This window comes from Haloferax sulfurifontis ATCC BAA-897 (genome assembly GCF_000337835.1).
GTDB lineage: Archaea > Halobacteriota > Halobacteria > Halobacteriales > Haloferacaceae > Haloferax > Haloferax denitrificans.
Genome location: NZ_AOLM01000029.1, coordinates 74,499 through 95,787, shown reverse-complemented (window position 1 = coordinate 95,787; position 21,289 = coordinate 74,499). Strand labels below are relative to the sequence as shown.

Here is a 21,289-nt window from a genome sequence, read left to right as displayed (position 1 = left end):
CTCATCGTCGCTTCAGGCCATCGCCTCTTGGAACCGCTCACGCAGCGCATCTTCGCGTTCTTCGAATTGCTCGACTTTCTCCTGCAGGTCGTCGCTGACGCGCTCGATACTCGCCAGCGCTCGTTCACCCTCCAGCGAGGCCTGTGCCCCATCGTCACCGTCCGCCTCTAACTTCTGCTCGTAGGCCTGCTCGACACGCTCGATCGTGCCTTCCGGGTTGAACAGAATGTCGTTGGCGATCCGAACGTACTGATCGAGGGATGCCCTCTCTTTCCCCTGGAAGAAGTGGGTGAGCGCGTACGTCGCGCCGGAATGCAGCGTCCACATATCGACCTCGAAAGGCGACGCCGCATTGGCTTCTGCATCGCCGGCGGCACGCTCGGCCAGGTAGTCCGGGAAGCCCAGCAGGGTGTAGAACTCCGTGACGGTGAACGGGAGTTCCTCCCACCAAGTGCGGAAGTTCCGCACGTCGCCGACGTGCTTGATGACCTCCTTGTCGGTGAGCGAGCGCATCGTGTTCGAGCAGTAGCCATCCTGAGCGAACCCTTCCACGTAGACGGCGTGCTCGCCGAAGAAGTCGTAGCCCGACGTGACGCCCATCGTGACCGGGTCGGACCGGCCAGGGAGGCGCACCTCGAGGCCGTCGAACATGATGTCCATATGGACCTCGCCGCCGCCCCGGTAGCGCCGGATCTCGCCGAACATCACCTCGCCCAGCGGGGTCCCGTCGATGGTCTCCTCGCGGAGGACCTCCTCCAGCGGGCCGTAGACGTCGACCGGGTTGATGATCGCGTAACTGTCCGTCGGGATATGGAATAGCGACTCTGTCTCATTATTACCGCCTGCTTCTGCCTGTAACCGTGATGGTTCGACGAGTGCGTTGAACCGATCGGTTTCGACCCACTCGTCGGTGTACGGATTACGATACGCGACTGCCGTGTCAATCGCCTGTGGGAGGTTTCGAATTGCCGCACTGTAGCTGATCGGGTCGGGTCGACCGTGTTGCTCGGCGTACCACTCGGGTAGTTCAGTATCGGTTCGTCCATCGAGGCCTGCGAAGACCGTCGCTGTCTCTGGGTCTTTCATAACATCCTCCGAAGGCGCGATGCGTTCTGATCTGCGCCTCCACCCATTATGGCGCAAAAAACGACGCTACAGCGGCTACTGGCACTCGTGGGTGCGAATTCGCTCCGGAAGCCCGACTTTTCCACAGAGCGGACACTCGACGAGGGGTGTCGGCGGGAGGTCTTGGTACACTGAGAGCGCTCCTCGGAGATGCGCTGTCGTCTCTGGAGATTCAGCGCTCACGAGAGCGTTGGTGAGGTGCCAGTGGAGCCGCTCATTCGGCGTTACTGCGTCTCGTTCTGGAGTCGAGATATCCTCGTCTGAAAGGGGCTCAATGTCTTCCATAGCGACCACGAGGGGAGTCAGTCCCACTCACCTCCGGGGGTAGAGAAACGCAATCCGCAGGGGCGCTCGTCCTAGGTTGCCTCTCGTAGGCTAGCACATCTAATCGCTGTGGAGCGACAGCCTCCCACACTAGATGGTGTTTCGCACAGACAGTCACCAGATTTGAGAGGTCATTGGCCTGCTGGTAGTCGAACTGGTCATCCGACCCGTAGAAAAAGTTCCGCGGAATAATGTGATGAACGTAGAGTTCCTTCCCGACCTGATCTTGATGCTCTATTTGGGTTACATCGCACCAGGGCGGTTGACACTCGAAGACATCCCGTTCTAAGGCTAGTTTCCGCTGCTCAAGCCAATTCGGTCCGTAGGGGATCTCCGTGGAATCTTGATACGATCTCGGTTGCAGATAGCCTGCTTCGTTGAGTGCCTCTTCCCACCCGCCGAATCGTTCGGACATCTCCGTGCAGTCGATCGAGCCCGTATACCTCCCCGAGGTTCGGCACACGACCGGCTTCCAGGAGTACACCTACCCCTACGAGTACTACGCGGCAGGTCCGTCACGAGTGACAGCTGAGGATGGCATCCACCGCTGCGTCCATTGTGACACGAGCGGCGGCGACGAGGCATACACGTACTGTTCGAACTGCGGGGCGATCGCCTGCGACAGCCACACCAAGACCGAACGGCTCGAGCAGGAGCCGGTCTGTACGGGCTGTGCGGTCACCGAACGGTTCGCGCTGAAGATCAAGTACTTCTACGACGAGGAAAACCTCGAGGCGTTCCGCGAGGAGTACGCCGCCATGCCCATCCACGAGAAGGCGATGGGGAACAAGGTCCTCGCTGGCGGAGGCGTTATCGCGATGCTTCTGACCCTCATCGGCCTTCTCGTCATCGGCGGCGTCATCTAACCTGTCGTGTTCTCACGCCGGCTCGGCGACGAGCTCTGTGAGCGCGTTGTCCAGTGGCCCGTGGAACTGCCAACTGGCTCGCTCGAACGCTTCGTCGGTTGGGCCGTCCCAGCGGGGGAACCCGGATTGGCCGCTCACCTTGACGGTCCATTCGGAGGGCTCATCGAACGGATTTGTTGTCGGGAGTTCCACGATGTAGAGGTACTCCTCGTCGCCGTGGATGCCGTCGGCCGGATTTTCGACGCCGTGGCCCAGCAGGAATAGCGGTTGATCGAGGTGTTCCATATTGGCCGGATCGAGGAGGTCTGCTGGCTGCGCTGCGTCGATCGTTCGCTCAGGGTCGCCATCCAGATACAGGTCGATCGTCGAGAGCTTGTCGAGGAACACGAACGTCGCCGCTGTGTAGGCTGGACCGCGTTCGGCGCGGGTCGCATTGAGGAGATCCTTCAGCTGAGCGAGATCGCGCAGGACACTCGCGGGATACCCGTCTGAATGGCGGTACACCTGCGCGATCCGCTCGTCGTCGCTATTGCTTTCAGGGGGCTGTTCGACTCGTTGAATGAATCGGAGTTGACTTCGAGTCGACATCGATCACCGCCGGCGCGTGTGCGCCGGCACCCATTGCCGGCGCAAGAACAACATTTGAGGGTCGAATTAAGGTGAATCGGCTAAACGAATTTCCGTATTAAAGTTACTTTGGTCTGTAATTTCATCGTTTTCGACATCGTATTCGACTACATCCGCACCCTCCATCCACGTGAGCCATGCGGCTACGACAGGAGTCATGAGACCTAATCGCTGTGATAGCTCTTTGAGCGTCAGTGAACCCCCTGCTTCTTCAAGCTCTTCGATGATTCGACGACGTTTTTCCATCTTCAAAACATCTTCAAAGCGATTCATTTCGATACTCTCAGATATTGATTTCAAATTACTGTTTATCTTTCTTAGTTCCTCAACAGATTGATCTCGCCGCATAAGGGAGTCTGCATCGGCATTCTGTAAAACATCTCTAGGTCTATTGAATCGCTGAACGGCTTTTCCTCTCCGAATACGTTGGTATAGGTGCCTGAAACACACAATTCTTCAAAATCGCTATCTGGATCCACCGGTACTTTTGGATCTAATGATCCGACGAAATCCCCTGGAGCAACATTCTTCGAGGAAGCTTGATGCTCCTGTCCACTCGGTTTTAGCTGAAAGGTTGCTGAAACAGAGGTTGCAGGCCCATTTCCAATGTTCCTCAGTTTCGGACCCAGGGCTCCAACAGCATATCCCTCCATTTCAAGTGCGAATATCGGCATAATCTCCTGTTTCCGAGCATCGCGAGTTTCAGTTACTAGTGACCATGTGAGAATGACATATGCCGCTGTGACAAGCGCTAATATAACTGATGAGCCTGTACTAACAAATGACTGGAGTCCTCTGAGTGGCTCAGATGCTCCGATTAAATTAGGATATGATAAAACAACATATCCTGCAATCAGTAATCCGAGCAGGGTCCCAATCAGCAAAATTATGAAATTGAATACTCGCTGAGTCACATCCATCTCTCAAATTATCAGACAAGATTATATTAAAATTCGGTTTTGTTCCGTGGTGTTCCTCACCCCTGGTACTGGTCAAGTTTCACTGGTGCTCAAGCGGGCTGAATATCCTTCTTTATTCAGAAGGATAGCTAAAAATCGTCACCTCCGGTGAATTTCATCGAGCTATTATGCGAGATGTGACACCTCGTCTGGCTCCTCGACGTCGTTGAACTCACTACGTTCGACCGGCACCCAGTCCTCATCCGGCTTCGGACTCCACCAGTTGACCTCGTAGGCGCCCGGTGCGCCGAAGGTTTTCACGCGCGCCGACCCATCAGGCAGGTCGCGGCGCAGTTTCTCGTCGACGTGGAGGTTCCAGGTCGTGGTAGAATCGAAGCAGGCGAGCACGGCCTCCTCGTAGCCGCGTGTCTCTCGGGGTTCCTGGAGTTCGACCTGGGTGTTGCAGTTCTTACAGAACACCCCCTCGAAGGGGATGTGAGTGAAGACCTCCTGCCCGCAGACGGGGCACCAGAGGAACTCGAACAGTGCCTCGCTGTATCGGTCAAGTACTTCGAGGGTCATTGGTTGACTAACCCGGTCGTCCCGGGCCACCACCTCGTGCCCGGCCGAAAAACAGCGCCCACCGCTCACTCACCGTTCGGCGCCGTAGATGATACGTGAGGGGGCTTCGTACCCACAGTTGGGGCAGTCATACCACCGCTGGACTTTCGCCCCGTCTGCCGCCTTCTCGCCGACGCGAACGTCGTCGTTCGGACACTCCGGGCAGTTGAGGTCCGGTGCGGGCCGCTCCCGGAGCTCGTTACGGAACGATGTCGCATCCTTCGTCTCGTATCCCCGCGACCAGACCGGGTAGCCGTCGACGAGAATCACCCCGCGCCACTTGTACCGGTAGGAGTCCGGCGCTCGATGCAGGACGGCTCGCGCACCGGTCTCGGTGTTCCGATACGCGAGTGTCGGCGAGCGGCTCTCGCGTCGCCAGTTGATGATGGGGGCATTATTCAGAAGTGGACGTCAGCGGGCACGATCCAGAGCTCTTCACTCTCCCCGAGGAGTCGGTCCAACTGTCCACGGTGGCGAATGCCGGTTCCGTGTTCGGTGTACAGGAAGATCGTCGGGCCGTCGTTTGCACCGACCTAGTGGAAGGCGTGCCGGGCGAGGTCCTCGTCGCGCATGATCTCCTCGTCGGAGAGCTCGTCGATGGCCTCCTTCACCCGGTCGAGATTACGCTCGAATTCCTCCTTCGTCGCCTCCCAGCCACGCTCGAGCAGGTCCTGGCCGTCATCGGAGTCGACGGGGGCTGCAGTCGGGAGCTCTCCCCATCGCGCCTGCCCGGCAACGGACGTATCCTCCTCATCGAAACAGACGTAGTAATCGAAAACGGCGCCGGCGTGTGGGTCCGCGCCGACCAGTTGGTCGAACACCGTCTTTCCGGTGGCCAGCGCGTCGTCGTGCGTCGATGCCTCTACCAGTGCGTAAATCACCATATGCATCTGAACCACTCCGGAGCCGGTCGTATGATACGACGCGCGCCGCTTCCTTTCGGCGCGAAAAAACTACGGTGGTGGTAATCATTTGGAATGACTATACTCTGTAGAGAATTTTTTCTGGGTCTCAGGTCTCCCTACCGATGATACAAGTATACCCATCCCCTCGCTTTGGGTAATGCTGGGGCGTCAGGTCTTTGAGACTGCTCTTGATCAGCTTTCTTCGAATTCGCTGTTCGTAACTGCGGAAGGAGATGTGGAGTTCTGCGATATAACGTTGGCCGACGAACTTGGTTATGATCGAGATGCTCTTCTTGATTCCAATATCTTTGACGTACTAGTTCCACAGGAGAAGCAGGCCACAGCTTTTCAAACCTTCGAGCAGGCAATCACGCAAGACCGAGATTTCGAGGGATGTGAAACCCCAATCCGTAGTGCGGAGGGTGAGTGTCGTTCGATTGCGTGGATCGACGTTGTTGAGAATCGCGATCAGACGATTGTGATTGGGCGTCTTACGGCCCCACAGACTATCCCCCTCTTCGATCACGAACTTGAACCCTATCGGACGCTTGTAGATCACTTTCCAAATGGGCTGATTACGTTATTCGACGAGGACCTCCGCTTTCGAATCGTCGGTGGTCCAGCGTTTGAAGAAGTCGACCTCTCTCCGGAAGATCTTCGAGACAATCGGTTACAAGATGTCTTTCCTGAAGAAAACGCAGATCAGCTCAGCCCTCTCTTTCGTCGGGCGCTTGATGGTGAAATGAACGTAACTACACTTCCTCTCGAGGGTCGCTTTTTTGAGGTACAGGTGCTACCTGTTCAGGACGATTCGGGGAACGTCGTCGCCGGGATGAGCGTTTCACAGGACGTGACAGAACGCATCATCCGTGAACGAGAGCTGCAAGCGGCACGAGACAGATATAAATCCCTTATTCAAAACGCTCCTGTGCCGATATTCGTGGGCGACGAGACTGGAACAGTTCACGAGATGAATGAGAGTGCTGAAGAATTGACCGGGATGTCCAGAGAAGAGCTCATCGGCGACTCCATGCTCACAATCCATCCGAGCGAAGAGGAAGAGCAGTACAAAGCTGGCATCCGACAGCACGCAAATGAAGGAGGGACTCGACGATATCTCCCTAACGGCGGCCAGATCTATGTTGTCAACGACGACACTCGTATCCCTGTCGAGATTGCGGCCTCTGTGATCGATCAGGACGAAGGGACGCTCGTTCACGCCTTGTTTCGAGATCTTTCTGATTATGTCTGGTACGAAAACACGCTAGAAGAACTCCACGAAAATCCCGGTGAACTTGTGCGGGCAACAACCGACTCAGAAATCGCCCAGACGATCGTTGACACGGCAGTTGACACTCTCGACCTACAACTCGTCTCAGTCAATCTTGTCGATACCGACGCCGGAACACTGTCACCAGTTGCATACTCCGACGATGTTGTGGATGTCATCGGCGACCTTCCGTCTCTTCCACTTACAGAGAGTCTCGCCGGTGAAGTGTTCCTCACGAACGAAGCTATCCGTGTCGATGATGTCCGCTCTCGGAAGGAGGTGTACAATCCAGATACTCCGATCCGCAGTCAGCTCATCGTCCCGATCGGAGAGTTCGGCGTCATTATCTGCGGTTCGACGACCGCCGCCACATTCGACCAAGAAGACCAACGGCTCCTCGAACTTTTAGCGCGGAACGCGGAATCAGTGTTTACCCGAGTCAACCGCGAGCAGGAACTTCGACGTCGTGAACAAGACCTGAAGAGACGGACGGAAACGCTAGAACACGTTGAAGAACTCAATACGAGAATTCGGAACCTGACCCAAATTGCAATCCAATCCGAGACGCGGAATGAGCTTGAACAGGAGGTCTGTGAGCTTCTCAGCGAGACTGATCCGTTCGTTTTCGGATGGGTCGGTGAACTCGCTCCTGAGGGCGACGAGCTCATCCCACGAACGTGGGTCGGTCGTGACCAGGGCTACCTCGATTCATGTTCACTAACGCTCGACAATATGGCTGCCGACCCAGCGGTTCAAACTGCTCAGACAAATAACCCGACGATTGTCAGTAACACTGCAACCGATGTCCAGCAGGAGCCGTGGCGGCGCGAGGCGATCAGCCGGAACTTTTCGTCGGTTATCGCTGTCCCGATCATGTACCAGGATGTTCTATACGGCGTTCTAACACTCTATGCTGAGAACCGGGATGCTATCACGGATCGAATTCGGGGTGTTCTCACTGATTGGGGTGAAATTATGGGGTATGCGGTTAAGGAGGTGGAACGGACGAATGCAATTATGTCCCGCCAAGGGACTGCGGTCCGGTTTAGCGTTGAATCCGAGGCGTGTCCACTGCTCCGCATTGCCCAAGACTGCCGTTGCACAATTTTGTTCGAAGGGCTCCGCGAGCAGGAAGGTGACGAAGCAACGGTCTTCGTGCGTGTTCATAATTGTTCAGCACAGCAGTTTATTGAGGCAGCTGAGCAAGCGACCGCCATCTCGTCAATCACGCAAGTCGGTGGGTCTGACGATGGTCTCCTCTTCCAAATCACCATTACTGAGATGTTTATCGCCAGCATCTTGGCGAGGTATGGACTTCGTCTTGAGAGTATAGGGGGGGACGTTGAAGACGGTGTTCGCGTCCGGCTTGTGACGCCGCCGACCATACCCGTTCATCGGGTTGTGGATATCGTTTCGACTGAGTATCCTGACTCGGCCCTTCTTGGAACCGATGACCTGACTGACTATCCACAGCGGCAGAGCGAAGTCGGCGACCAAGCTCTTCAGAATCTGACGGATCGGCAACGTGAGGCACTTGAACTCGCGTACCACGGGGGCTATTTCGAGTCGCCGAAGGGTCTTAGCGGGCAAGAACTTGCGGAGCAGATGGATATTTCCTCGTCGTCCTTTAACGTGCATCTTCGGACTGCTGAACGAAAACTATTGGATACAATCCTCGGAAGCAGTTACCCTTCGGATTCGGTAAGGAACGCGTAACCATTCCACAATCGGAGGGTGTGGATATATTGGCCACTCCTAGAATCTTCTTTGGATATATCAGCCCATAGCTTTTGACACTGGAACTCTACAGATGGCATACATCCCTTCATGTCCACTTCTCCAGAATCTGGCGACAGCCAGACAACCGTACTGGTTCTTGAGGACGAAGAGGGACTTGCCGATTTATATTCAGTTTGGCTCTCGGACGAATATAGCGTTCGAACCGCGTATACCGCAGCTGAAGCACGTGATAAGTTTGATCAAGACGTAGATATTGCACTTATTGACCGCCGACTCCCGGATGAGTCCGGTGATGCGGTCCTGGATTGGATTTCCCGGAACTATCCAGAGTGTCGTCAGGCGATGGTTACTGCAGTCAATCCAGATCTCGACATCGTCGAGATGCCACTGGACGACTACCTCGTCAAACCAATCCAGAAGGACGAACTACTCGAAAGAGTCCGCCGACTCGACAACCAGCGGAACTACGAGGGGGCTGTTCGAGAGCTGTACGCGCTCACGAGGAAACGAGTTCATTTAGAGTCGGAACTTAGCGAATCAGAACGTTCGTCGAGCGAGGAGTTTGCTCGGCTTGAAACTCGGATTGAGGAACTTGAGCAGACTGCGGCGGAGGTGAACGGGAAGTTCGATGACAGGGATTTCGCCGAAATCGTACGTCGACTCGGAGACGATACTGGAGGTGATTCATATGGTGAATAATAATCAGACGCCTTCACGTGAAGCGGACGAGATTATAGAAACAGAGACCGCTCGTGTTCGGTACCATCGTTCGACCGAGACATATTTAGCAGCATACGAGTGGGAATCGGACCAGTCGCTCAGTGCGACGCTTGCCGTTATCATTGAGGTGATTTCCGATGTTGACTCCACAAGTCTCCCTCCGCTCTTTGACAGAATCGATACGGACGCCCTGGACAAACTCTTTGAGCCAACCGGAAACAACGAACGGGACCGGAGGGCCGGCCGAATCATCTTTCCATATTGTGAATTTCTTGTGACGGTTCACGCTGACGGTAAGATCGTGATCTCCCCCAAACAAGAGGACTCAGAAAGAGAATGAACGACACTACTGATACAACCACGAAGGAGCAGGGAACAGTCAGTCGCATTTCCACTGGAATCTCCGGACTTGATGAAATACTCCGTGGCGGGCTTATCCCAGAGCGGAGTTACCTGGTTCGAGGGCGGCCAGGAACGGGGAAAACCATTCTTGGGTTGCACTACCTCACTACGGGTGCTGCGAACGGGGAGACGTCGCTGTTCATCAACCTCGAAGAGGAAATTAAAGATATCGAACAGAACGGAGATCAACTCGGCTTTGACCTTACGGGCATTGACTTCTTGGATTTGAGTCCCAAATCTGACTTCTTTACAGACGATCAGGGGTACGACATCTTTGAGTCGAGTCAGGTGGAACGGGATCCGTTCGTTGAATCTATTTCGGACAAAGTAACCGAACTAGAACCCGACCGTGTGTTCGTCGATCCGATCACTCAGCTCCGGTATCTTACGGGCGATGAGTACCAGTTTCGGAAACAGGCGCTCTCGTTCATGCGGATGCTCAGCGAAAACGGAGCGACAGTCCTGTTCACGACGCAAGCCACCGACGCAAAGCCTGACGACGACTTACAATTCATGAGCGACGGCACGATTGAACTCGGGGACTCGGCGATGGGCCACACCATCGACGTGCCGAAATTCCGTGGCTCCTCGGTTCAGGACGGGCATCACGCGATGGAAATTACTGACGCGGGCATCGAAGTCTACCCGGAACTTCATCCCGGCAAGCACGACAAACAGTTCGAGTCAGAGTCGATCTCCTCCGGGGTTCCAGCTTTAGACGAGATGCTAAATGGGGGCATTGAACGAGGGACTGTGACGGTCATTAGCGGACCCACAGGTGCGGGGAAGACGACGCTTGGGACGCATTTCATGAAGGAAGCAGCTGAGCGGGGCGAGCGGTCGCTGATGTACCTCTTCGAAGAGAGTGCGCCAACGCTTCGAACCCGTTCCGAGGCGATTGACATCCCAATTCGGGAGATGGAGGAGCGGGGAACGCTTGCCATTGAAGAAGTGGAGCCCCTCGACCTGTCGCCTCAGCAGTTCGCACAAGATGTCCGGCGTGAGATTGAGGGGGATGGTGGAGATATCGTTATGATCGACGGGATCCGGGGATACCAGCTATCCATTCAGGGCGGCCAACAGGATCTCACACGAAAACTCCACGCGCTCTGTCGGTACCTCACGAATATGGGGGTAACGGTGGTCCTAGTTGATGAGTCAAGTACAGTAATGGAGGAGTTCAGTGCGACCGATTCAGGTGTGAGCTATCTCGCAGACAACATTTTGTTCCTCCGCCATATCGAATACGGCGGAGAGCTCCGCAAGGTTACCGGCGTTCTCAAGAAGCGGACAAGTGACTTCGAACGTGCGCTTCGTGAACTCGAGATTACGGAGAGCGGCCTCGAAGTGAGTGATCCGTTGACGGGCCTTCGTGGGATTCTCTCAGGGACACCGGAATGGTCCGATGATGCCTCGACAGAGGGCTAATGTCCGACGTGATTCTGGGGTGTGGACTCTGATGCCGAATCAATCCTGCACCCCTGACGAGGCCAATCAGTTCGATGTAGGCGAAGAGGTCCTCCTCTGTTTTGGCCACGAAAACAATCGACAGATGCTCGCGAGGGAGCTACAGCCAGACTACCACGTTTCAACGGCTGATTCGATACCGTCAGAATCTGAGTTTGCACTTTGTATCGTTGACGAACCGGGACTCGAACAGTGCCACGAAGAGCTCCAGGCTGTACGCACAGCATCAGAACCGATTATCCGGCCGTGTTTACTCGTCACTTCAAGTGATGTCCAGCGTATTGCCCCCTCGGTCTGGGAGGTCGTCGACGATGTCATCACGACGCCGATTTCGATGGCTGAGCTCCGGCCACGAATCGAATCGCTTCTTCGGTTGTACCGGTTGTCGGTCGATTATGGGGAACGTCGACAGTTAGAACAGGTCGCCAGTATCCTCTCACATGATCTTCGCAATCCATTGAGTGTCGCTCAGGGGAATCTTGAATTCGCTCGGGAGGATGGCGATGACGAATACTTAAAGCGGACAGCACGGGCACTTGAACGTATTGAGGACCTCCTCGGCGATGTATTGACGCTCGTTCGCCAAGACTATTCCGCGTCTGATTTCGATCTGGTTTCAGTAGATACACTCGCCCGAGAAACGTGGGATGACTTCGATTCGGGCGAATCAAAATTAGTCGTTGACATCGATGGACAGTGTTCCGTTCGGGCGAACCGAAGTGCGTTGATGGAACTGTTCACGAATCTCTTTCGGAACGCAAAGGATCACAACGAGAGACCAGTGACAGTCACTATCGGAGTACTTGCCGATGGGTTCTATGTTGCCGACGACGGGAATGGAATCCCGGAAGCAAAACGAGAACGCATCTTCGAATCGGGGTTTAGTACACAGTCAGACGGCACCGGGCTCGGACTCTCCATCGTTGAACAGGTCGCAGACGCACACGACTGGACCGTTTCCGTAACAGAGAGCGATACCGGCGGTGCGCGTTTTGAGGTCACTGATGTATTCTTCGAACAGCCTGATTCTGAGTCCGCCGGGACCGACGGGGGTTCGTAAGATGGACAACGATGAGCAAGCTGCTGAGGATTCTGCTCCGACCGGGGAATCCGCTGTGGTTGGACTCCTGTTTGAACACGACGAGAACCGTCGCCAGTTAACCAAGTGGTTTCAAGAACTGTCTGAGTTCACACCCTATGGAGTTTCACCGTCGGGAGAATCTTCCCAAACCGATATCCTTCTCGTTGACGAACCGGCACTCGGCCGTCACCGCGACTGGCTTCAGTCCCGGAAAGGTCGAAACGAACCGCCCTTCCATCCAATCGTCCTCGTTCACAGTACGGACGATTCTTCGTTCGAAGGCGGAGTATGGGAGATTATCGACGAGACGGTTTCAGTTCCAATCGACCCGTCACCGCTCAAACACCGCCTCAAGAATTTACTGGAGCGACGACGGCTCTCGAAGAACCTTTCTAACGAATTGGAACGGACCGAGAAACAGTATAGGGCCGTTTTCGAATCAGTCAACGACGCGATGCTCGTTATTGATGCCGAACGGGATCAGGTCCTTGACTGCAACCCTCGTGCCCGGGAAGTGCTTGGATACGCTGAGTTGGAACTTCGGTCACTTTCCGTTTCAACGGACCTGCACCCAACAAACGGCGACGCCTATGAGCAGTTCATAGAGCGTGTGCTAACTGAAGGACGTGGCCGAACTGACGACCTTGTTTGTACGACTAAAGGAGGATCTAAAATCGAGGCGGAGATTTCAGCGAGTACGTTGGATGTGCAGAATAGCTCGAGAGTTGTGTTCTGTATCCGTGACGTAACCGAGCGCCGGGAACAGTCTCGGCAACTTGAGAGTCAGCGGGACCTGCTTGCACAACTGAATCGTATCAATCGGACACTCCACGAGACGACGAGAGCTGTTGTTCAGGCCTCGAGTAGAGACGAACTCGAAACTGCCGTCTGTCAAAACCTGTCCGATTCGGGGGCGTATCAGTTCGCTTGGATAGGTGAAAGTGCGGAAGAACACGCTCGCGTTGAGCCCCATGCAACGGCAGGGAAGGCGACGGAGTACCTCGACCACGTTAGCGTGACGACTGACGGAACGGAGACCAGCCAGGGCCCTACTGGTCAGGCACTCGAAACACTGTCAGTCTGTACTGTCCAAGACGTATCGACGGCATCCGAGATGGAGCCCTGGCGTGATTCGTTAGCGGAGTTTGGGGTCCGAGCAACTGCTGCAGTCCCAATTTACTACGATGACGAAATCTTTGGTATTTTGAATTTGTATACCCAACGCGAGAACGCGTTTGTCGGCGACGAGCGTGATATTCTTTCACATCTCGGAAACACGATCGGGCGGGCAATTGCTGACATTCGGGCTAGGGAAGAAGCACAGATATTCCAGCAGGCAGTTGAACACGCCGGACACGCAGTCTACATCACTGAGACGGACGGTACGATTGAGTACGTCAACTCTGCCTTCACCGAGATGACCGGGTACAGTCAAGAGGAGGTAATCGGACAGAATCCACGGCTCCTGAAATCTGGAGCGCACGACAAGGAGTTCTATCGCAATCTTTGGCAGACAGTGTTATCTGGGGAGACATGGGAGAACGAACTCATCAATCGACGCAAAGATGGTCGCCGTCAGTATATCGACCAGACTATCGCGCCGATCACTATGGGGTCAGGCCAAATCGACTATCTTGTTGCAGTTAATACCGAAATAACGGAACAACGCCGACGTCAGCAACAACTTCAGGTGCTGTACCGTGTCCTTCGACACAACCTCCGGAACGAACTAAACGTAATAGAGGGCTTTGCTGATCTACTTGCTGAGTCTGGACAGAGTGAATACAAACCTGCTCTCGAACAAATCTCTCAGGCGGTGGACGACCTTCTCCAAATCAGCCGACAAGCACGACGTATTGAACGAACCTTTTCAGATGGCTCTGCTGAGCAAGAAATGCGACCACTTGATCTAGTTGTTGAAGGGGCACTAACCGACGCCTCACCACCGACAGACATAGTCACTACGTCACTTCCAGAGACCTCCCTCACCGTAAATATAGAGATTCAAACAGCACTTCAGGAACTCATCACAAACGCGGTTAAGCACAATGATGCAGAAGATCCGTCAGTAGTCGTAGCTATGGAAACAGATCTTCGAGAAAATAGTCCGCAGGGGACGGTGACAGTTCGGGATAACGGACCGGGGATTCCAACCAACGAACGGAAGGTCTTACGTGAAGGCGAGGAATCACCATTACTTCATGGAAACGGTCTCGGACTGTGGCTTGTGAATTGGGTTGTGACGGAACTGGGTGGAACAATTGATATTCAGGATGCCGACCCCCGAGGAAGTGTAGTTACGATCACAGTCCCACTTAGTGACTAACCAGCACTGTGTGAACCCGGTCAAAACCCATTTCGCTGACTCACATAGTGGTGAGGAAGCTACAAGTGAGGGTAAGAACCCGTCTCTATTCCGTATCTGCGTGTTCTAACACTCCTTCGACAGTAATCGTTAGATCGCCCGACGCGTAGTCGGCCTCGAAATCGACCGAGAACGCGTCCGCCTTGTAGGCGGCATGGTAGGCGCGGTGGCGTTCGAGCGAGCCAGTCGCCTTGAAGTGGAAGAATGCGGCCGCCGTGTAGGGCTTGCTCTGTGTTTCGACCTGCGACTCGACGGAAGCCGGAAGCGCGATCTGGGGCGTCTCCGTGTCGATACTCGCAGCGAACTCCTTCGCTTCCTCGACTGTTGCTTGCGAATGTACCGGTGTCTCGCCGGTGAGCACGTTCACCGGCGTTTCCGTCTGGTCGGTGAACAGGACATCTTCGAAGGTGTGTGTCCCGAGGATCGCTTCGGGGTCCAACTCGCAGTCGTGAAACGGATTGTCGTCTGAGGTCATCGAATCACGAGCCTACGGCGGGGCTCACCCATTCCGACCCCTGAAAAACAGCAGCTGCCACGAAGCAGATCGAACTAGGAGTGGTTGAGGCTCGCCTTCTCGAAGGGTGATTCCCCGGTCGGAATGAGCAGCTCCTGTCGGTCTCCGAATCGCTCGGCCAGCTTCCGTTTCAGGTACTGCCTCGCCGTCGAAGGCGTGAAGACGCCCTTGTCGATCATGTCGCCGACGACGTCTTTGAGGGCCGCGAACTGGCCCTGCAGGTGACCATCGCCGACCGGTTCGCCGTCGTACCAGCGCACCGTCGCGAGTGCGCCGTTCCCGACCGTCTCTCCCTGTTCGACTGTCTCCGAGTCGTACTGTAGCCCGAACCACAGCGTCCGATAGGCGGTCACCTCGAACGTCGTCGACACCACGAAGAACGCCTCGTGGTGGAGGTAGTCGAGATGGTCTGCGACGATCTCGTCGAGGGTGAGCCCGGTGGCACGGGGCTTCGGCTCGACGACCGTCGACGGGCGATCCTCGTCGGCGAGGTAGCCGTCGACGGCATCTGCCTCGAGGCCATCGGCCAGCTCCGCCAGCAGCTGTTCCGCCCACTTGGAGTCGGTGTCGTCGCCACCGAACGGCGATTCAGCCGAGATTCGGTGCTTGAGCTTCAGGTTCGCTCCGCCCCAATGGCTGTAGTGGAGCGTGTACTGTCCGTCTGTGCGTTCGTACGCAACGAGTGCGCGGTGTCCCATCGAGCAATCACCTCACGGGGCGATCGCGACTGGATCGCCCCGCACCCCTCTTGGGGCGATAAACAGACGTGAGAAGGCTCACCTCTTCTAGGAGATCTTTCGCGGTCTTGACTCGCTCTCGATCCGCCTCGTCCAACCGGTCGACGTCAAGCCGGGTGAGATTGCTGAGGACACGGTGCATCCGGTACCTTTGCTTGAACTGTTGGTCCATCGGAGGCGCGTCGCCGCTCGCTGGCGCGGAAAGACTCCCAACCGGGACTGGCGTCGGGGTTGGAGGAGGTCAGATCTTAACCAACGAAACTCGATGATACCCGCAAGCTGTTGGTTAATCGATACCCAGTACTAGTGCTACTCGAGACTAGAGCCGTAGCGATCAGAGCCACACACCCAGCACTTCCAGATCGGTTGTCTCGTCCACGCCTCATCCGGGATCGACTCGTGGGCCTTGAACCGATACTTCGTGAACCCCGGTCGGTTAACTGGATCAGCGAACAGGTCGACGCCGCCTGGAGCACGACCAACGAGGGGCTCCAGAATCTCGTCGACCAAGGCCAGCTGCGCCGCGTCGAGGCCGGCGAGACGACGCGCTATCAGCCGGACTACACGCGCCTACTCTTCGAGGAAATCCGCACCCTCATCGAGGAGAACCCGCGCGAGGAGTTACGGAACGAATTGGTCGCGATTACCGAGGAGATCGAGGAGTGGCAGGCGACCTACGACGTCGAGACGGAAGACCTCGAACAGTCGCTCGCCGACGGCGACCTCGCAAGTGGCGGGCTCCGAGAACACTGAGACGTTATTGACGTTGGGAGGAGTACCAGGAAGACCGCCGACTCATCAAGCACGCGTTGGCGCTTGACTCGGATGTCGAAGCCGCTCGCGAACAGATGATCGATGTGGCTGACCGCGACACAAACTAATTTTCGTGGTCGTCAAACTTGCGGGCGTCAGAGGGCGACGCAGCTATTCGTCGGACTGCTCGCCCAGCTTCTCTCGAAGCTCGACCGCGGCCTTCTCGAAGTGTCCGAGAGGAACGGCGTTCCCGATGTCACCCGCTCGTTGAGGAACCCGATGGCGTCAGCAACCGCATCAGCGTCGCGCTCCGCGGCCGCGACACAGTCGACATACCCGTCGAGTGCCCGACTGAACGCACGCGAGAAGTGGTCGTACACGCCGTCGACGCGCTCCATGTTGTCGTCGAGCGACTCAAGGAGTGCCCGGTAGACGGTCGCCGCCGACGCGTCCCGCTCCTGCTCGCGGTACTCGCTCGCGAGATCGAACCACTGCGTGAAGTCGATGGGCTCGAAGACAACGTGGTACTCAGGGTTTGTCTCTTCGAACCGCCGGTCGATCGAGGCGCGAAGCTCGTCAGCCGACAGTCTCGTCGGCTCGCCGACTCGGGCGAGAAACCGGGCGCGGAGATCCGCATCGGTCGCGAGTTCATCACGCAGGAACGTGCGGAGTTCGTCGGCGTCGGCACTGTTGAGTGCGGTGTCGAGGCGATCGCCTTCGTCCGGAGGACGGTCGTCAACACACTGAAGCAACACGGCGACGACGTGCTTGCACGCTCCCGGCCCGTCGTACGGACAATCGCACCACGGGGCAAACCCGTTGGTGGCGAGGTCAACACGGACATCGTACTGACGGCTGCCGCTCACGACTGCGGTTACAGTGGTGTCGATGCGGTGAATCCCGTGGATACGGCCCTCCTCACGGTATCGTTCGCCGCGTTCGAAGACTGCGTCCGTGCAGATGTCCCGGACTGCGTCCTCGGTTACATCCATCTTTACGGTGGGTTTGACGCACTATTCAGCCGATCCAGTGCATCATCCTCGTACGCTGCTCGCCACATCGCATGGACGGCACGCGTCACGAGTGAGACTTCAGTCACATCGATATAGGACGGCTCAGCGGCCGTCGTGACTGCGTCGGGCGGAGAGTGAAAATGGATCTCGGGGGAGTGTGTATTCGGGTGGCGATCGAAGCGCCAATTGACGTCGTCGTTATCGACGTAGTGAAACGAATACATTCCCAGTTCGCTCCACTGGATATCGAGCCGAGCGCTCTCGGCGTCCCCGAGCCCATCGCTGAGACTGATCTGCAGTTCCGTAGGGGCGACGACATCATCATACGCCGTTTCGTCGACGAGCGGCTCGAGTTCGAGCCAGAGATCACGAATCCGTTGGAGTGCCGGAAGATAGATCGGCCCGAACTCGCCGGCGCGGTCGTTACCGTTCATACAGCGAGCTGGTGGCTGGCCTCGTCGTAGGCGAGCGCGGCTTGGGCGACAGCGAGATTCTGCCGCGTCGTGCGCCACGCAGTGAGGTCGTCCCAGCCGTCCGTCTCGCCGGCGTCGAGTTGCTGGACGAGCTCCTCCGGAGACACCACGTCGTAGCGGTCCTCGTAGCGTCGGATCTCGGCCTTCATCTCCTGGATGCTGTCGAGCAACTCCGGTCGAGTGACTTCCTCACGAAGCTCGCGGATCCGGGACATCAGAACCCGGTCGCTGTTGCGCTTGTACAGCGTTGTTTGGCCGTCTTGCTCCGTCTCCGCGAACCCGGTGTTCACGAGCGACTTACAGTGCCGACGGGCCGTCGGCTCGCTCACGAGGGCCCGCTCGGCGATCTCGGCTGCCGATTGCCCATCGTGGGTTTGTTCGACGATTTCGTACACCCGCTCGAACGGGGTGGTGTCGTCTTTCCAGTTCGCTTTGACCTGCTCGTTGACGTCGTCCCACGTCTCGGTCATACTGGATGCTACGCAGCCTAGGAACAAATAGTTTTGTGAGGAAATTATCTGAACTCGGTGCTTGTAGGCGAGCATTGTCAGGCTACATGCTTCTCTAACGTCTCGTGATGCGTCCGGACTGTGGTTGGTGTGACGTTCCCTGTCGCCGCGACATCGCTTTGCGTTACCCACTGGCCATGTTCCTGCCCCGCTTTGTAGAGACAGGCCGCTGCGAACCCAGCCGGATGGACGTCCGTCGTGACGCTGCGCTCCTCGGTCTGGGCGCTCCGGAAGAGCTGACAGGACTAGTCACGGACCGAATCGGGGAGCTCCAGCGAACTCGCCAACCGACGCACTTCGCCCAAGACGTGGGCGAGATTCCGTTCCATTTTCGACTACCAGCGGCCCCGAGTCTGCTCACAGCGCACCCGTGTGAGGCGCCGTCGCTTCTGCCCGGGGATCTCGTTCCCCTTCGCGTCGGTACCGCGACCGATTTCCAGTAAAGCGTCGCTGTATCACTGTCCCGCCGGATCAAGTGGGCAGATAATTGCAAACGCTACTATAGCTGTGTGTCCCGATTTACACTGAATTGTCGGCTACCAACAGTTATCTAGGGGATTCGATAATACTCAACCTGTGAGTAACTCGCAACCTGATTTTGATTTCCCGCCGTCATACATTGCAGGCCTCCTAGATGCGACCGGGCGTGTTCGATTCCCGATTTCAGAAACCGAAGACGGCCACTTCACCGTACATCCAGTACTGCGACTCTATCCGTACAACTCAGAGCTGCGCGGGAACCTCATCGGTATCTTTCTTGAATCCCAAGGGTACGAGTACAACTATATTAACCGGGCAGATAGTCGTGATTTCTTCCGAATGCAATTCGTTAGTGAACTCGCTGACCTGCAAGACTACCTCGCAGGTCAGTCTACACAGCTCGTCCGGGAACTCGGGTTTGTCACGGGACTGTTCTCAGACGAATTCGACGGGGAGATCCTGGGTCCACAACGAATCTACCGATTCCTGCGAATCCGTGACCAGTTGCGATACGGATGGCGACCCCGCGGTATCCATCACCGAGCACCGAGCGACATCGAAGCAGACCACGATATCGATACAGACACCGTCGATATCCCCGTACTTCCCGACGGGTCGTTCCGGGGCAGTTACTCGATTAAATACCTCGCCGGCCTGTTTGACGGTGCCGGTCGCTTCCGGGCAAGTGTCGCCAAGAATGATGAGCATACCATTGGGTACGGTATTCAACCAACGGCACGGCTCTACTGCGGCGGTGTCAACTCAACACTCATAGCGCATGTCAAGCAGTTCTGCGCCGACTATAACCTCCGCGTCGGTGACTCCTCGAAAACGAACACCCTCAACATGGTGTTCACCGGTCCTGGGGCCATTCGACGCATCCTCGAAGTCCTCTACCCGCAGTTATTCGTTGCCGCAGAACCCGCAGCTGTCCTTGACGATGCAGTCTTCCCACGGTTCGACGCCGGTGACCACCTCACAAAGCAAGGATTCTACGAGATACTCACCGCGTTAGATGAAGTCGCAGCGCTCTCTGGTGGCGAAGCCAGACACCGCGAGTACACGCCACAGCATTTCGCCGATCTCTGGCAAGACGATATCGAAACCAGCGACCCGCATGCACTAACAGAACCACCCTCAAAAACGATGTCCTCGGGCCCCGAACTGGAACCGAACGACCCCACAGACGACTCCGAATCGCTCACACTAGAGCAAGCGGCGTTCACCGACACACCAGGCCAGTACCTCACCGTTGTCGATCGCCACCACCGCGATCAAGAGATAGTCACCGACCTGAAAGCCCTGTACAGTGATCGGTGTCAAGTATGTGGTGACCGACGCGCCCGACCGGACGGCACCGGGTTCTCCGAAGTCCATCATATCCACCCACTCGGCAACCCACACAACGGACCAGACACGTCGGACAATATGCTCGTCCTCTGCCCGAACCACCACGCCGACTTCGACAACGGCGTCATCGCAGTCGACGCCGACACACTCACAATTAGCCACCCGTACGACCGAAGTATCGACGGCCGCTCACTAATGCTGCGTGACGACCACACACTCGACACAACACACCTCACCTACCACAACGAAAACATCGTCTCCCGATCCGACGCTACAGACCACCCATCAAATCCCACATAATATCCTGCCTCAGGCACTGTCTAGTTGCCAGTTTGGGAAGCGAGCAGGTCGAGGCAGCCGTATCTGTCGAGTCGTGTAGCTCCCGGAGCGTCCCGACGGCGATTGTCCCAACTCGGACGCCATCAACAGTTTCCACGTCAAGGTCAATGGTTGCTGTCCGAAAGGGAGACAATTCGACGAGAATGCGATGTGCGACCGCCCGGATGGTCCCTTCGTCATAGCGGGCAAGAACGTCCGTCATCATCTCGTCGAAGTGGGCGTCCTGTTGGTTAGCATGCGAGCTGTGCCCACGAGCGCGCATGAGACACCAAACGTCCTCGAACGATGAGTGGGCTGGATTCCCTGTCGCCTCGTTGACTGGATAGGGCGCGTCAGTCTCCGTCACGGGTCCTCCTCCAGTGACGATGGTACCGAATCGCCCTCAGACCGTTGCTGGCGGACGTAGTGAAGCACTGAGTCGAGTATCTCAGTATCCTCAATTGCCTCAAGAATTCCGACCAGTTCGCTTAGCCGTTGCTGACGATCGACGATTTCTGGATCGCCGTGCTCCGTCTCGATCGCGGCCACCTCGACGTGGCGGTCCTCACTCCAGCCACACGTCCAACACTGCCTGTGGAGAATGACTTCTTCACCCTGTTCGGTATCGAGAATTGCGTTGGCAAGGGGCGTCGATGGCGGCCGCCCGGGGCCGACCTCTCGAGAGACGTACGGCTCACCACAGTCCGGACACTCCATACGTCAAAGTCGG

At 56.4% G+C, this 21,289-nt stretch carries 21 protein-coding genes and 5 pseudogenes; 9 read left to right on the top strand and 17 right to left on the bottom strand.

The annotated features are described in order from the left end of the window. Positions 1-12: 12 nt before the first annotated feature. Both C441_RS18740 and C441_RS19400 read right to left on the bottom strand, forming a co-directional pair. Positions 13-1,086, bottom strand: a complete 1,074-nt coding sequence (locus tag C441_RS18740) for a hypothetical protein (protein WP_007276532.1) — start codon at positions 1,084-1,086, stop codon at positions 13-15. 75 nt (positions 1,087-1,161) lie between these two features. Next, positions 1,162-1,410: a hypothetical protein gene (locus tag C441_RS19400; protein ID WP_083874969.1), complete on the bottom strand. Its 249-nt coding sequence runs from the start codon at positions 1,408-1,410 to the stop codon at positions 1,162-1,164. Positions 1,411-1,847: 437 nt separating this feature from the next. Here C441_RS19400 and C441_RS18735 point away from each other — a divergent pair. Further along, positions 1,848-2,315, top strand: a pseudogene (locus C441_RS18735) (restriction endonuclease); the annotation flags it as partial. Positions 2,316-2,327: 12 nt separating this feature from the next. On the opposite strand, the gene C441_RS18730 reads toward C441_RS18735, so the two are convergent. From C441_RS18730 to C441_RS18715, 6 genes and pseudogenes are all read right to left on the bottom strand, one after another. Beyond that, the gene (locus C441_RS18730; protein WP_049920718.1) at positions 2,328-2,903 is read right to left on the bottom strand and encodes a hypothetical protein; all 576 of its coding nucleotides are present in this window, start codon (positions 2,901-2,903) and stop codon (positions 2,328-2,330) included. Between the two features lie 66 nt (positions 2,904-2,969). Further along, positions 2,970-3,215 (bottom strand): ArsR family transcriptional regulator, encoded by a 246-nt coding sequence (locus C441_RS19665; protein ID WP_152420753.1) that lies wholly within the window; start codon positions 3,213-3,215, stop codon positions 2,970-2,972. Between the two features lie 44 nt (positions 3,216-3,259). Next, positions 3,260-3,862: a hypothetical protein gene (locus C441_RS19660; RefSeq protein ID WP_152420752.1), complete on the bottom strand. Its 603-nt coding sequence runs from the start codon at positions 3,860-3,862 to the stop codon at positions 3,260-3,262. 165 nt (positions 3,863-4,027) lie between these two features. Next, positions 4,028-4,423: a DUF7567 family protein gene (locus tag C441_RS18725; RefSeq protein WP_007276529.1), complete on the bottom strand. Its 396-nt coding sequence runs from the start codon at positions 4,421-4,423 to the stop codon at positions 4,028-4,030. 69 nt (positions 4,424-4,492) lie between these two features. Continuing rightward, positions 4,493-4,864: a DUF7568 family protein gene (locus C441_RS18720; protein ID WP_394295376.1), complete on the bottom strand. Its 372-nt coding sequence runs from the start codon at positions 4,862-4,864 to the stop codon at positions 4,493-4,495. Then, positions 4,861-5,352, bottom strand: a pseudogene (locus C441_RS18715) (hypothetical protein). The gene C441_RS18720 and the pseudogene C441_RS18715 overlap by 4 nt, the downstream one beginning before the upstream one ends. Before the next feature lie 172 nt (positions 5,353-5,524). Here C441_RS18715 and C441_RS18710 point away from each other — a divergent pair. From C441_RS18710 to C441_RS19390, 6 genes are all read left to right on the top strand, one after another. Beyond that, the gene (locus C441_RS18710) at positions 5,525-8,353 is read left to right on the top strand and encodes a GAF domain-containing protein (protein ID WP_007276526.1); all 2,829 of its coding nucleotides are present in this window, start codon (positions 5,525-5,527) and stop codon (positions 8,351-8,353) included. A gap of 111 nt (positions 8,354-8,464) precedes the next feature. Further along, a complete protein-coding gene (locus tag C441_RS19395; protein WP_083874964.1) occupies positions 8,465-9,076 on the top strand; it encodes a response regulator transcription factor in 612 nt (203 codons plus the stop codon). Continuing rightward, positions 9,066-9,437: a HalOD1 output domain-containing protein gene (locus C441_RS19655; protein ID WP_152420751.1), complete on the top strand. Its 372-nt coding sequence runs from the start codon at positions 9,066-9,068 to the stop codon at positions 9,435-9,437. The genes C441_RS19395 and C441_RS19655 overlap by 11 nt, the downstream gene beginning before the upstream one ends. After that, positions 9,434-10,927 (top strand): ATPase domain-containing protein, encoded by a 1,494-nt coding sequence (locus tag C441_RS18700; RefSeq protein WP_007276524.1) that lies wholly within the window; start codon positions 9,434-9,436, stop codon positions 10,925-10,927. Before C441_RS19655 ends, C441_RS18700 begins: the two co-directional genes overlap by 4 nt. A gap of 31 nt (positions 10,928-10,958) precedes the next feature. Beyond that, positions 10,959-12,026: an ATP-binding protein gene (locus tag C441_RS18695; RefSeq protein ID WP_049920715.1), complete on the top strand. Its 1,068-nt coding sequence runs from the start codon at positions 10,959-10,961 to the stop codon at positions 12,024-12,026. Between the two features lies 1 nt (position 12,027). Continuing rightward, positions 12,028-14,373, top strand: a complete 2,346-nt coding sequence (locus tag C441_RS19390; protein ID WP_161618831.1) for a PAS domain S-box protein — start codon at positions 12,028-12,030, stop codon at positions 14,371-14,373. An 85-nt stretch (positions 14,374-14,458) separates the two neighbouring features. On the opposite strand, the gene C441_RS18690 is transcribed toward C441_RS19390, so the two are convergent. From C441_RS18690 to C441_RS20445, 3 genes are all read right to left on the bottom strand, one after another. After that, positions 14,459-14,887 carry a hypothetical protein gene (locus tag C441_RS18690; protein WP_007276521.1) on the bottom strand — a complete coding sequence of 143 codons (429 nt, stop codon included), beginning with the start codon at positions 14,885-14,887 and terminating at the stop codon, positions 14,459-14,461. A 74-nt stretch (positions 14,888-14,961) separates the two neighbouring features. Beyond that, the gene (locus C441_RS18685; RefSeq protein WP_007276520.1) at positions 14,962-15,624 is read right to left on the bottom strand and encodes a DUF6735 family protein; all 663 of its coding nucleotides are present in this window, start codon (positions 15,622-15,624) and stop codon (positions 14,962-14,964) included. Between the two features lie 7 nt (positions 15,625-15,631). Beyond that, a complete protein-coding gene (locus C441_RS20445) occupies positions 15,632-15,835 on the bottom strand; it encodes a hypothetical protein (protein ID WP_007276519.1) in 204 nt (67 codons plus the stop codon). A 212-nt stretch (positions 15,836-16,047) separates the two neighbouring features. Between C441_RS20445 and C441_RS20440 the strand changes: the two are divergent. Beyond that, positions 16,048-16,544: pseudogene (locus C441_RS20440) on the top strand (DUF7342 family protein). Positions 16,545-16,587: 43 nt separating this feature from the next. On the opposite strand, the pseudogene C441_RS18670 reads toward C441_RS20440, so the two are convergent. From C441_RS18670 to C441_RS20435, 4 genes and pseudogenes are all read right to left on the bottom strand, one after another. Next, positions 16,588-17,408 (bottom strand): annotated as a pseudogene (locus C441_RS18670) (SWIM zinc finger family protein). Positions 17,409-17,410: 2 nt separating this feature from the next. After that, a complete protein-coding gene (locus tag C441_RS18665) occupies positions 17,411-17,863 on the bottom strand; it encodes a hypothetical protein (protein ID WP_007276516.1) in 453 nt (150 codons plus the stop codon). Next, entirely contained in the window at positions 17,860-18,372 is a 513-nt protein-coding gene (locus tag C441_RS18660) for a winged helix-turn-helix domain-containing protein (protein WP_007276515.1), read from the bottom strand. The genes C441_RS18665 and C441_RS18660 overlap by 4 nt, the downstream gene beginning before the upstream one ends. A 77-nt stretch (positions 18,373-18,449) precedes the next feature. Next, positions 18,450-18,848 (bottom strand): annotated as a pseudogene (locus tag C441_RS20435) (transcription initiation factor IIB family protein); the annotation flags it as partial. 139 nt (positions 18,849-18,987) lie between these two features. On the opposite strand from C441_RS20435, the gene C441_RS20430 reads away from it, so the two are divergent. Beyond that, the gene (locus C441_RS20430; protein ID WP_007276513.1) at positions 18,988-20,541 is read left to right on the top strand and encodes an HNH endonuclease; all 1,554 of its coding nucleotides are present in this window, start codon (positions 18,988-18,990) and stop codon (positions 20,539-20,541) included. On the opposite strand, the gene C441_RS18640 is transcribed toward C441_RS20430, so the two are convergent. After that, positions 20,513-20,926 (bottom strand): hypothetical protein, encoded by a 414-nt coding sequence (locus C441_RS18640; RefSeq protein WP_007276512.1) that lies wholly within the window; start codon positions 20,924-20,926, stop codon positions 20,513-20,515. The genes C441_RS20430 and C441_RS18640 overlap by 29 nt on opposite strands. Next, positions 20,923-21,276 carry a hypothetical protein gene (locus tag C441_RS18635; RefSeq protein WP_007276511.1) on the bottom strand — a complete coding sequence of 118 codons (354 nt, stop codon included), beginning with the start codon at positions 21,274-21,276 and terminating at the stop codon, positions 20,923-20,925. Before C441_RS18635 ends, C441_RS18640 begins: the two co-directional genes overlap by 4 nt. Positions 21,277-21,289: the final 13 nt, after the last annotated feature.

Coding starts and splice junctions, on each gene's coding strand:
- C441_RS18740 (WP_007276532.1), bottom strand. CDS start 1,086: ATGAAAGACCCAGAGACAGCGACGGTCTTCGCAGGCCTCGATGGACGA.
- C441_RS19400 (WP_083874969.1), bottom strand. CDS start 1,410: ATGGAAGACATTGAGCCCCTTTCAGACGAGGATATCTCGACTCCAGAA.
- C441_RS18730 (WP_049920718.1), bottom strand. CDS start 2,903: ATGTCGACTCGAAGTCAACTCCGATTCATTCAACGAGTCGAACAGCCC.
- C441_RS19665 (WP_152420753.1), bottom strand. CDS start 3,215: ATGAATCGCTTTGAAGATGTTTTGAAGATGGAAAAACGTCGTCGAATC.
- C441_RS19660 (WP_152420752.1), bottom strand. CDS start 3,862: ATGGATGTGACTCAGCGAGTATTCAATTTCATAATTTTGCTGATTGGG.
- C441_RS18725 (WP_007276529.1), bottom strand. CDS start 4,423: ATGACCCTCGAAGTACTTGACCGATACAGCGAGGCACTGTTCGAGTTC.
- C441_RS18710 (WP_007276526.1), top strand. CDS start 5,525: ATGCTGGGGCGTCAGGTCTTTGAGACTGCTCTTGATCAGCTTTCTTCG.
- C441_RS19395 (WP_083874964.1), top strand. CDS start 8,465: ATGTCCACTTCTCCAGAATCTGGCGACAGCCAGACAACCGTACTGGTT.
- C441_RS19655 (WP_152420751.1), top strand. CDS start 9,066: ATGGTGAATAATAATCAGACGCCTTCACGTGAAGCGGACGAGATTATA.
- C441_RS18700 (WP_007276524.1), top strand. CDS start 9,434: ATGAACGACACTACTGATACAACCACGAAGGAGCAGGGAACAGTCAGT.
- C441_RS18695 (WP_049920715.1), top strand. CDS start 10,959: ATGCCGAATCAATCCTGCACCCCTGACGAGGCCAATCAGTTCGATGTA.
- C441_RS19390 (WP_161618831.1), top strand. CDS start 12,028: ATGGACAACGATGAGCAAGCTGCTGAGGATTCTGCTCCGACCGGGGAA.
- C441_RS18690 (WP_007276521.1), bottom strand. CDS start 14,887: ATGACCTCAGACGACAATCCGTTTCACGACTGCGAGTTGGACCCCGAA.
- C441_RS18685 (WP_007276520.1), bottom strand. CDS start 15,624: ATGGGACACCGCGCACTCGTTGCGTACGAACGCACAGACGGACAGTAC.
- C441_RS20445 (WP_007276519.1), bottom strand. CDS start 15,835: ATGGACCAACAGTTCAAGCAAAGGTACCGGATGCACCGTGTCCTCAGC.
- C441_RS18665 (WP_007276516.1), bottom strand. CDS start 17,863: ATGAACGGTAACGACCGCGCCGGCGAGTTCGGGCCGATCTATCTTCCG.
- C441_RS18660 (WP_007276515.1), bottom strand. CDS start 18,372: ATGACCGAGACGTGGGACGACGTCAACGAGCAGGTCAAAGCGAACTGG.
- C441_RS18635 (WP_007276511.1), bottom strand. CDS start 21,276: ATGGAGTGTCCGGACTGTGGTGAGCCGTACGTCTCTCGAGAGGTCGGC.